General features: G+C 34.8%; 6 protein-coding genes and 1 other annotated feature. Of the genes, 5 read left to right on the forward strand and 1 reads right to left on the reverse strand.

All coding sequences use genetic code 11. The annotated features are described in order from the left end of the window. Positions 1-44: 44 nt before the first annotated feature. Positions 45-275 (forward strand) — a binding site (T-box leader). A 67-nt stretch (positions 276-342) separates the two neighbouring features. The 5 genes from HWV59_RS12630 (at position 343) to HWV59_RS12650 (ending at position 9,437) form a co-directional block, all read left to right on the forward strand. Then, complete coding sequence (locus HWV59_RS12630; protein ID WP_175639016.1) at positions 343-2,043, forward strand: 2-isopropylmalate synthase; 1,701 nt, start codon at positions 343-345, stop codon at positions 2,041-2,043. Positions 2,044-3,418: 1,375 nt separating this feature from the next. Beyond that, a complete protein-coding gene (locus tag HWV59_RS12635; RefSeq protein ID WP_175639017.1) occupies positions 3,419-5,848 on the forward strand; it encodes a GcvT family protein in 2,430 nt (809 codons plus the stop codon). A gap of 31 nt (positions 5,849-5,879) precedes the next feature. After that, positions 5,880-7,031: an N-methyl-L-tryptophan oxidase gene (gene solA / locus HWV59_RS12640; RefSeq protein ID WP_175639018.1), complete on the forward strand. Its 1,152-nt coding sequence runs from the start codon at positions 5,880-5,882 to the stop codon at positions 7,029-7,031. Between the two features lie 99 nt (positions 7,032-7,130). Then, complete coding sequence (locus HWV59_RS12645) at positions 7,131-8,291, forward strand: aromatic ring-hydroxylating oxygenase subunit alpha (protein ID WP_175639019.1); 1,161 nt, start codon at positions 7,131-7,133, stop codon at positions 8,289-8,291. Positions 8,292-8,417: 126 nt separating this feature from the next. Further along, positions 8,418-9,437 (forward strand): NAD(P)/FAD-dependent oxidoreductase, encoded by a 1,020-nt coding sequence (locus HWV59_RS12650; protein WP_175639020.1) that lies wholly within the window; start codon positions 8,418-8,420, stop codon positions 9,435-9,437. 753 nt (positions 9,438-10,190) lie between these two features. On the opposite strand, the gene HWV59_RS12655 is transcribed toward HWV59_RS12650, so the two are convergent. Next, positions 10,191-11,777 (reverse strand): BCCT family transporter, encoded by a 1,587-nt coding sequence (locus HWV59_RS12655; RefSeq protein ID WP_175639021.1) that lies wholly within the window; start codon positions 11,775-11,777, stop codon positions 10,191-10,193. Between the last annotated feature and the right edge of the window lie 344 nt (positions 11,778-12,121).

Here is a 12,121-nt window from a genome sequence, read left to right on the forward strand (position 1 = left end):
TCTAAATTCATTATAAGATTAGAAAAATCAGATTAATCTAATAATGAAACACATTGAACGGGAGTATTAAGGAAGCATAATTGTTCAGAGAGCTGTCGGTTGGTGAAAGACAGTCAATTATATCCCCAACTCGCCCGGGAGTGGTAAGACTGATATTAGTAGGTCTTAACGGTTGACGACCGTAATAAAGTCATTGAGCGGGTTCATTTCGTATTTTAATAATTTAATGAACCAAAAAGAGTGGTACCACGTAGGCTAAGCCTGTCGTCTCTTATGAGATGACAGGCTTTTTATATTTTATATTAAAACTAAAAACTAACTATTAAAAAGGTGGAAGTTAACATGGAAAATACAACTAAGTATGCTAGAGGATACTTTATGCCCCCGGTAACAAGCTTAAAATGGACTGAGAAAGAGTATATTACAGAAGCGCCTACATGGTGTAGTGTGGATCTTCGTGATGGAAATCAGGCTTTGATCGTCCCTATGAGTCTGGAAGAAAAATTAGAATATTTCCAATTGCTTTTAGAAGTAGGATTTAAAGAGATTGAAGTGGGATTTCCAGCTGCTTCGGAAACAGAATATGCTTTTTTACGTACATTGATTGAACAAGATCTTATTCCGGATGACGTGACAATTCAAGTATTAACTCAGTCAAGGGAACATATCATAAGTAAGACGTTTGAAGCGCTACGTGGTGCAAAAAAAGCAGTTGTTCATCTTTATAATTCAACTTCTGTTGCACAGCGTGAGCAAGTATTTAAGAAATCAGAAGAACAAATCATTGACATAGCCGTAAACGGTGCAAAAATGCTTCAAAAGTATGCTGCTGAAACGGAAGGGGAGTTCCAATTTCAATATTCTCCAGAAAGCTTCACAGGAACAGAAATGGAATTCGCGCTTGAGATTTGTAATGCAGTACTAAATATTTGGCAACCGACCGCTGATAACAAGGTCATTATTAATCTTCCGGCAACTGTATCAATGTCTATGCCGCATGTTTACGCAAGTCAAATTGAGTATATGAGCGATCACCTTAATTTCAGGGACAATGTGATTCTTTCCGTCCATCCTCATAATGATAGAGGAACTGGAGTTGCAGACGCAGAGCTTGCCATGCTTGCTGGAGCACAAAGAGTTGAAGGAACATTGTTTGGAAATGGTGAAAGAACAGGTAACGTGGACATTGTCACACTAGCACTAAACATGTTTTCACATGGAATTGATGCTAATTTAAATTTTGAAAATATCCCAAAAATTATATCTGTGTATGAAAAATTAACAAGAATGACAGTTCACCAAAGACACCCATATGGTGGTGAACTTGTATTTACTGCATTCTCAGGTTCACATCAAGATGCCATTGCAAAAGGAATGAAATGGCGCGAAGAAAAAGAACGTGAGCATTGGACTGTACCATATCTATTAATTGATCCAATGGATATCGGCAGAGAATATGAAGGAGATATTATTCGAATTAATAGCCAATCTGGTAAGGGTGGTATTGGATATGTGCTTCAACAAACATATGGCCTTGACTTACCTGTCGAAATGCGTGAAAGCTTTGGATATAGTGTGAAAAATGTGTCAGACCGTAAACATAAAGAGCTAATGCCTAATGAAATTTATGATATTTTTATGAATGAATATGTGAATATTAACAAACCTGTTGAGTTTATTAATTACAATTACATTCAAAATGAAGAATACGAGACGAATGTGACTATTGGGATAAACAATGAAGTCCATAAGCTTGTCGGTAAAGGAAATGGAAGGCTGGATGCTATCAGCAACGCGATTCAAAAACAATTAGGTATTCAGTATAAAGATTTAGTCTACAAAGAACATGCCCTTGAAATAGGCTCCGGGTCAAAAGCTGTTTCTTATGTAGGAATTACCGCAGAAGATGGCACAATTTATTGGGGCTGCGGCATTGATGTAGATATTATGACATCATCTGTAAAAGCTTTATTTAGTGCCATAAACAAGGTTGTAACAAACTTACAAGCTGTTGAAAAAGAATTAATAAGTGCGAAAAAGTGATGATGATTTAATAGTGAACATAAAAAGAAGGCCGTTATAATACTGAAATTAGTATTATAACGGCCTTTTATTTTGATGATATTGAAAAAATGTGATGGATTTTTATGGTAAAGTAATGTTGGTAAAAGAAATAAAGGTCGGCTCAGTGAATATATTGTTCAGTAATTGAAGAACCTTTCAATGTTTTTATCAAATTGAAAGTGCATGGGGAAAAGTAGTAACACTACATAAAGAAGTTGATTTTGGAAAAGCTACTTCCCCTTTTTTCTATCTATTAACTTTTATAGGAGTAACAGTGATTTGTGGAATATTCATTTTATTATATAAAAAGATTATGCATTAACAATTTCTTTGAACATTAACAAAAAGGGCAAATTATTTGTGAGAATCTTCCGATACTCAATGACTTATTTCTAAGAAATAGTCTTGAGAATAGCTCTCGATCCCTTTGCAATAACTTTTCATCATCAAGATTTGACTATGTTCTTTATTACAGCCTTCGAATTTTTAACAGTTTTCTTGTTATGCTGATTAAACCTCATTCTAAGCTTCTTGTTTTATAATTTTAAATTTTGCTTTATTATCTCCTTTACTTGTAATTCCTTCACCAATATTAACTAAATCTGGTTTTCCTTGAATACTTTTGGATGTGTTTCTAACTTTATCTCTCCAGCAATAGCTTTTTGTGCATTATTTACAACACATTCAATTATACACATAGCTATTGAAAGTAATTTTCCTCAGCAGCTCTACAGTCGTAACTTCTGTATGTACAAATATAATCACCTCCATGTTCTTTTCTACCTCATTTGCACGTGATTCAATATTTTACTCCTCCCTAAAATTTCTGATTTTTATTTAATTTAAATTATATTTTAATTAATCATAAAAAAAAGTACGCACTTTAAAAACATATAGTGCCTAAAAGTATACTTAATGCAGGAAAAGTCAAGAGTATTGGACAAAATAAGATTTTCAAGAATTATTATCTATAAAGTGAACGATCTGATTTTACGTAATTTGGTTTTGGTAATCCTTTTTTTAAGCAGTCAATCAAAAATATTAATTAAGAGAGGCTTTATTCCGTTTAGTAGGAAGAAAAAAGGTATAAAAAATTTTTGCGAAAAAAAGACGTTACATATTCTTACAATTGAATTGTGTAAGTGAAGAAAATTGAAGTAAAAATAGATCAACGAGTTTCACAAAATTGGGAATTAGGAGGATGAGATTTTTGAAACACATTTAATTTCTTTAACCTATTTCTTGTTTTAGTGGATTGAGGATTTACAAAGATTGGTTGAGAGATTTAAGAAAGGGAACTATTTTATCTTTTGTAAAAATTCTTAGATCTTTCAGGAAGAGAGGGAATAAGCGTATGGATCAAAAAAGGATTGTCATTATTGGAGCTGGGGTGGTTGGCTGTAGTACTGCTTATTATTTAAGCAAACAGGGACAAAAAAATATTACAGTTATTGAACAAGGTCCTTTATTTGAAACCGGCGGATCAACGTCACATGCTCCAGGACTTGTATTTCAACTGAGTACATCAAAGGTGCTTACTACATTAGCTTCTCAAACAGTGGAGGCATTTAAAGAATTAAGTATTGATGAAGCTTCATCATTCTACTCGGTTGGAAGTATTGAGGTTGCACAAACACCTGAAAGATTTGAAGACTTAAAGAGAAAAGTAGGAATAGCAAAGTCTTGGGGAATAGAGGCTTTGATTCTTTCTCCGGAGGAATGTGTGGAGAAATGTGCCTTGATAAACGGTGAAATTATTTATGGAGGCTTATATGTCCCTTCAGATGGGATTGCTAAACCACTTAGAGCTGTAGATAAAATGGCTAGTTTTGCAAAATCTTGCGGTACACAGTTTTTTGGGCATACAGAAGTTACTGGTATTCATGTTGTAAATGATGAAGTGAAAACAGTGGAAACCAGTATTGGCAGCTTTGAAGCGGATGTTGTTATATGTTGTGCAGGATTTTGGGGACCAAGAATAGGAGAAATGGTAGGAGTGACCATACCTCTTCAGCCAATTGCTCATCAATATGTAATCTCTAATGATTTAGTAGAATTAGCAAATGAAATAGAAGAGGTTACAGCTCCACTCGTTAGGGATCAAGATACGTCTATGTATTTTCGTCAGGTCTTTAATGGAATTGGTATTGGTTCATACCAACATCGGCCATTACCGGTTGAGGTGAGTGAAATTTCTAAATATGGAGAGACGAAAGAAATGCCGTCGGTTAAACCATTTACTCCAGAAGATTTTGAGAAACCGTGGGAAGATGCAGTTGAACTCATCCCAGGATTAGAAAAAGCAGGATGGAAAAAAGGAATAAATGGAATCTTTTCCTTTACACCTGATGGAATGCCATTATTAGGAGAATCAAAAAAGGTTCGAGGCTTTTGGGTCGCGGAAGCTATTTGGGTAACCCATTCAGCTGGAGTTGGAAAACAGATGGCTGAATGGATTGTGAACGGTGCACCAACTCTTGATTTAGAGCTGTGTGATATAAATCGCTTTGATATATATGCTCAAAGCCCGGCATTCTATAAATCACGTTCTGTTGAAAACTATGAAAAAGTATATGATATTCATCACCCTTTTGAGTCTGCTGACACCTCGCGCAATATGAGATTCAGTCCTTATTTTGGACGACAACAAACACTCGGTGCCTATTTTAGTGAAACGTCAGGTTGGGAGCAGCCACAGTGGTATGAAGGAAATGCTCCGCTTGTTACTACTTATGAAGATTCAATGTTAATGAGAAAAGGATGGGAGGCTAGGTACTGGTCACCGATAATTGAAGCAGAACAACTTCATGTAAGCCAATATGCTGGTCTATTTGACGTCACTGCATCCAAAAAGCGATTAGAAATAAATGGTGTCGGCGCACTTGATTTCCTCCAGGAATTAACAACAAGTAATGTTGACATCCCTATTGGACAGATGACAAACACTTTTATGTTAAACAAAATAGCCGGTATTAAGGATGAAATAAAGATTATTCGTTTGAAAGAAAACAAGTTTTTTATTTTTTGTTCAGGTGCGGTTGAAGCAAGTTGGATAGAAAAGCACATTCCACTTTCTAGCTCAATTAGTATAAATGATCATACATCTGGTGTATGTGGCCTTCGTTTAATAGGTCCTAAAGCAAATGAAATTATGGAATCTCTTGATAAAATGAAATTTAATCTAGCAAACTGGCAATTGAAAAATGTAAAAGAAATATATGTTGGGAATGTCCCTGTTACTGTAGTTTACGATATTTTTGATGGAATAGAAGGATGGGAGTTATTCACAACATTTGATCAAGGTTTACCATTATGGGATCTATTAATGAATACAGGAAACCCATTTCATCTTATCGCAGGGGGCGCTCGTGCACTTGAGAGTCTTCGAATTAATTCACTCTCAGCTAGAAGTGGTAAAGACTTCTGGAGTGAGCATGATCCTTATGAAGTTGATTTAGATCATATGATTGATTTGACAAAACCATCCTTTATTGGAAAAGAGGCATTAGTGAACCGGAAGGAACATGGTCCAAAAGTATCATTAGTAAAGTTAATGATAAAAGAACCTTCTGTAGTTGTTATGGGGTATGAACCTATTTTGAGTGGAGATAAGGTTGTAGGATTTATTACTAGTGCGGGCTATAGCTACAGCAAAGGTTGTGGGATCGTCTTCGCAATGTTAAACCCAGAAGCTTTACATCAGAATAGTGAATTAAGTATTGAGTATTTCGACAAACGTTACGAAGCTCAAGTAATAAACAACACACTAGTAAGCTCCAAATAATTTAGTCATGATAAGAACCGGGGGAATGAATATGTCAAAGCATTATGATGTTATCGTTATTGGATTAGGTGCTATGGGGAGTACGGCTGCGTACCAACTAGCAAAAAGAGGACAGAAAGTTCTTGGACTTGAACAATTTGGTCCGGCACATGATCTAGGTTCTAGCCATGGTGGTTCAAGAATTATAAGACAATCCTATTTTGAGGATCCTGCTTATGTTCCTTTATTACTTAGAGCATATGAACTGTGGGATGAGATCGAACGAGAAAGTGGAGAAGAAATTTTAACGATAACAGGTGGTCTAATGTTTGGATCTCCAGATAGTTTAACAGTCTCAGGTAGTATTAAGAGTGCGATTCAGTGGAATTTAGCCTATGAAGTACTTGACGCAGAAAGCATACGGAGACGTTTTCCGGTTTTTAATCCCACTTCTAATACTGTCGGTTTATATGAAGAACTCGCAGGTTTTGTTAGACCTGAAAAGAGTGTATATACTCATTTATTACAAGCGGAAAAATATGGCGCTGATCTTAAGTTTTTTGAATCTGTTCAGTCTTGGGAAGCGAATCCCTCTGGTGAAGGTGTTCGTGTCCTAACAAGTAGCGGAACATATGAAGCTGGAAAAATAGTTATTTCAGCAGGAGCTTGGGCACCAACGTTATTAAAAGATTTAGGAATAACCTTACAAGTAGAGCGACATATTCAAATGTTTTTTGAGCCAAAGAATGGAATTGAACCATTCAAGGTAGGAAAACACCCTATTTATATATGGGAAGCTGATGATGGAGTTCAATTATATGGTTTTCCTTCTACTGGAATAGGAGCGGAAGGAGCAAAAATTGCCTTTTTCCGCAAAGGGAAGCAATGTTTGCCTGAAACCATTGATCGAAACGTGTATGACAAAGAAGTGGAGATGATGAGAGAGTATATATCTCAAGGTCTTCCACAGTTAAACGGTCGATTTTTACAAGGTAAAACTTGCCTGTATACAAACACACCAGATGAACATTTTGTTATATCGGAGCATCCAGAACATCCACAAGTGGCCATTGCTGCAGGTTTTTCAGGACACGGATTTAAGTTTGCTAGTGTAGTCGGGGAAATTTTAGCTGACTTAGTGATCGATGGAAAAACGAATCATCCTATTGATTTATTTAGTCCAAAACGTTTTGCCTATCAATAAATTCATTTAGGGGTTAACTATAAAAGTTAGTAGTTTCTTAATTTCATCGTTCATTTAATCATTAATAATGTCAAGGATGTTTGAAGGGAGAACAGGAAAATGATAATTAAAGAAAATGTTGTAAATGGTAATGGAAAAATTAAATCTACATTAAAAGGTGAACTGTATACTTCCCCAGAGATTTTTGAATTAGAAAAAAAGCATATCTTTGCAAAACACTGGCTTTTTGTGGGCTATGAGTATGACGTGGCTGAGCCTGGTCAATATATCACACTTAAGGTTGAAGGTGAAAATATATTGATTATTAGAGGGAAAGATCTTGTGCTACGTGGTTTTTTAAATGTATGTCGTCATCGGGGTGCTACACTTTGTAGTGATTCTTCAGGGAAAACTGGTATTATTCGTTGCCCTTACCATTCATGGAGCTATGGACTTGATGGTCGATTAGCAGGGGTTCCAAAATCAAGTGATTGCCGCGAGGAGTTAGTAAATAATGAAAGTTATGGTTTGGAGAAAGTGTATGTCCAAACATGGCATGGATTAATCTGGTTGAACTTATCAGAAAATCCACTGCCTCTTGAGGAACAATTAAATCCGCAAATAATTGATCGTTTTGGTGAGCTTGAGACATTAGCTAGATACCAAATTCAAAACTTAAGAGTTGCTCAACGTAAAGAATATGATGTGAAAGCAAACTGGAAGATTATTGTAGAAAACTTTCAAGAATGCTATCATTGCTCAGCTATTCATCCAGAACTTACTTCAGCTTTCCCTCAATTCCGTACTGGAGTTGGTACACAGAATGAAACAGGTTCAGGAGCAAGTTTTAGTGAAAATATAGAGGCATTCTCGATTAGTGGAAAAGGAAATCGACCAATGTTAAAAGGGTTATTACCAGAGGATGATCGGTTATATTACGGAATGACTATAAATCCACATATATTTATTAATTTAACACCTGATCATGTTATCATACATCGCATCATTCCAATCAGTGCGGAAAGATCTATTGTTATTTGTGATTGGTTATTTGATCCAGATGAAATGGCTAAAACAGATTTTGATGCTACAGATGCTGTTGAATTATTTCATCGAGTAAATGAACAAGACTTCGAGGCATGTCAATGGTGTCAAGAAAATATGAGATCAAAAGCCTACCAGAACGGAGGAATTCTGGTACCAATTGAGCATCATGTTTCTCACTTTTATGATTATGTTCTAGAATCGATTGGATTATCATCAAATCAAATGGCTAATTAAATGCAATAACTTCTTTCAATTATAGTATAGATTATATTTTGAATTTTCAAACAACAGGACGTTGATATCATGACGTCCTTATCTTTTATTCCATTATATCTAGAAAGTTTAAAAGGAGAGAATGCTATGTCTCAAAATAAAGAGATATTTGATATTACTATTATTGGAGGAGGTCCTGTAGGTTTATTCACTGCCTTTTATGGAGGAATGCGCCAATGTAGCGTAAAAATAATAGAGAGCCTACTACAATTGGGAGGGCAGCTTAGTGCATTATACCCTGATAAATATATATATGATGTAGCAGGGTTTCCAAAAATACTTGCACAGGATTTGATAAATAACTTAAAGGATCAAATGGCAAAATTCGAACCAATTATTGCTCTTGAACAGAAAGTAGAATCTGTTGAAAAGGATTCAGACGGTACGTTTAAGATAACGACAAACCAAGATATTCACTATACAAAGTCAATCATTATTACAGCAGGAAATGGAGCTTTTCAACCTCGTAAACTTGAACTTGAAGAAGCTACTAAATATGAGACTACGAATTTACATTACTTTGTAGGAGATATCAATAAGTTTTCTGGAAAACGTGTTATGGTTGCTGGTGGAGGAGATTCAGCAGTTGACTGGGCGCTCATGCTCGAACCAATTGCTGAGAAAGTATTTCTGACTCACCGACGTGATAAATTTCGTGCACATGAACATAGTGTTGAATTGTTAAAGAAATCAACCGTTGAAGTATTAACACCATATGTCCCAACTCAGTTAATTGGTGAAGATAAAATTAATGAGGTTGTTCTAGAAGCTGTAAAAGGAAGTGAAATAAAGACCATTTCTATTGATGAGCTAATTGTAAACTTTGGTTTTGTTTCTTCTCTTGGACCAATTAAAGAGTGGGGTCTTGAAATTGAAAAAAACTCAATCGTTGTTAATTCTAGAATGGAAACAAATATTGAAGGAATTTATGCTGCAGGTGATATATGTACCTATGATGGCAAGGTGAATCTCATTGCAAGTGGCTTCGGGGAAGCACCAACTGCAGTAAATAATGCAAAAGCATATATTGACCCAAAAGCAAAAGTTCAGCCAGGGCATAGTTCTTCAATGAACTTTGAAAAAAAGAGTGTTGCTGTAACACAATAGTTCAATCTATACGTCTGGGATGAAACTCTCAGATAAGAGGACAAAGAAGGGACAAAAATAACTGCCCCTCTCTGTTCTTTTTCTCTATATAGAGTAAGATAATATCAATTCTAGTTCCATAAACAAGCTAATAAAATAGCACAAATTTAGGTGGTGGTATAAATTATTGAATCTGCCATACAAATCAGCTTAAGTATTCTCTGGATATTTCTTTTTATCCAAGGGATGCGTAAAGGTAACTTGCAATTTACACATTTATTATTATTTCTTATTGCAATAATCTTATTACCGCTATCCTTATATAAACTGTTCACCATTTCATTTTAATGAGAGGTTCAAAAGGAGAAAATGTAGGATCACTTAGAGAAAACATACAAATTTATCAAAGTGGAATAGTGCAACAACTATTCCTTTTTGGTTTGAATTTAGAAAAGGAGGAAGTTATCTTTATTTCAAGGAAAACACATCAGAACAATATTAGCAACTTGACAAGAACTACTTGTGGGAAAGAAAGTGAAAAGTAATGATTATAGATAGATATTAATTTTAGAAACTAGAAACTTATGAAAAAGGAATACTATTTATAGGTTAAGAATTAAAACGGGGGATGAGGATTCAAGTATATAAAATTCTCCCTTGGACAAATTACGAGATCCAAGGGAGATTTTTATTGAAGGTTTATATTGTTTAGGAAGAAAGGATATTATTTAAAGGATAGATGTTATAATACCTATCCTCCTATAGGATACTTACTTAATAAGAATTAGTACCAGTTTTATTTTCTGTACTTGTTATAGGCTCAATATGTTTCTCTGTACGATCCTTTACCAAGGAATACTTCTTTGAATTGATATTAACTTCTTTTCTTAATTCAATAAACAAAGACCAACACATTAGAAACATGATAATAGCGAAAGGGAATGCTACTACAATAGAAAATCGTTGTAGAACCTCTAATCCACCGGCTAGTAGTAAAACAGTAGCAACCAGTGCTTGAATAATTCCCCATGTTATTTTAACGCTAGTAGATGGTGTTAATCTCCCTCTCTCTGAGAGCATTCCTAAAACATAGGTAGCTGTATCAGCAACTGTAATATAATATACTGCTATAACTAAAAAGCCTAACATGCTTAAAAGTAAAGGAAATGGTAAATACTCAAAGAAGTTAAAAATAGATAATGAAAGATTTGAAGTGACAGCTGTGGCAAGTTCTGTGTTTCCTAAGTTGTGAATAATATGTAATGCTGAACCACCAAAGACAGAAAACCATAAAAAAGTGCCAAGAGTTGGAACAATTAATACACCAAAAATAAATTCACTAATTGTTCTCCCTTTAGAGATTCTAGCAATAAATAAGCCAACAAAAGGTGCCCATGCAATCCACCATGCCCAGTAAAAGAGCGTCCAACCATGTAACCACGATGCATCTCCGAATGGCACTAATCCTAAACTCATATTAACCCAATTGCTAATATAACCACCTGTTGAATCTATTAGCGTATTAAAAATAGAGGTGGTTGGACCTGCAACGATAATAATAGCCATTATTGCGATAGATAAAAGCAGGGCCGTATTTGACAGGATCTTAATTCCACGGCCTATTCCGGTACTGATTGATAACATATAAAGAATTGTAGCAACACCAATAACAGTCAACTGAATGGGTAGAGTATCCGGAATATTGAATAAGTGGTTTAAACCGGCAGTGATTTGCATAGTTCCTAATCCTAAAGAAGTTGCTATACCGAAAACAGTTGCAATAATAGCAAGAATATCAATTATATTTCCTATTGGACCGTGAATTTTTTCTTTTAAGATGGGATAAAAGGCAGAACTAACGGAAGCAGGTAGTCCCTTTTTGAATTGAAAAAACGCAAATGCCAGCCCTATAACAGCGTATATTCCCCAGGGTTGTAACCCCCAATGAAAAAATGAATATTCCATAGCTTTTTCAGCTGCAGCAGCATTATATCCTTCTCCAACTGGAGGTGAGGTGTAGTGTAGCACTGGTTCAGCAACACCATAATAGACAATTCCTATTCCTGTACCTGCACCAAATAACATCGCAAGCCAGGATCCTGTTGAAAATTCAGGTTTATCAGCATCCTTACCGAGTCGGATTTTACCATACTTTGAGAACATTAGGTAAAAGGAAAATAATACAAAGAAAAATGCTCCTAAAATATAAATCCATCCTAAGTTGGAAACAGTACCATCAAATAATGCGGAAGTAATTGTATTCATATTTTCAGTGAAAAAGATTCCCCAAATAATAAAGATACAGGTTAGTAAAATCGAGATAAAAAATAAGCTGTTTAAATATAAAGGCTTGGTTTTCATAGATAGCTCTCCTTTTCATTTAGATATTTTTTGGGAATTTTACTTTTTAGTTACGGATAAAACAGTCCATTTGATGTAAAGAATTATTAGTACATGAAGTTGAGATAATTGTATGAATTCAGAATTTCTTTAAATAATCATAATAGCTAAAAAAAGGAAAACAATTTATAGAAGATTAACATAACGCCAACTCCCTTTATTTTGAGATGAGATATTTAATTACATTTTTATATTAGTTTAAAGGTTCTGTACAATTGATTTGGTAGAAAATGTAACGATGAATTTTTTGCGTAGATAGTTTCTTCTTACTAAATAACAATAAGAAATTGAAGTTTGTTATACGA

Origin of the sequence: Metabacillus schmidteae (assembly GCF_903166545.1) — a bacterium.
Taxonomy (GTDB): domain Bacteria; phylum Bacillota; class Bacilli; order Bacillales; family Bacillaceae; genus Metabacillus; species Metabacillus schmidteae.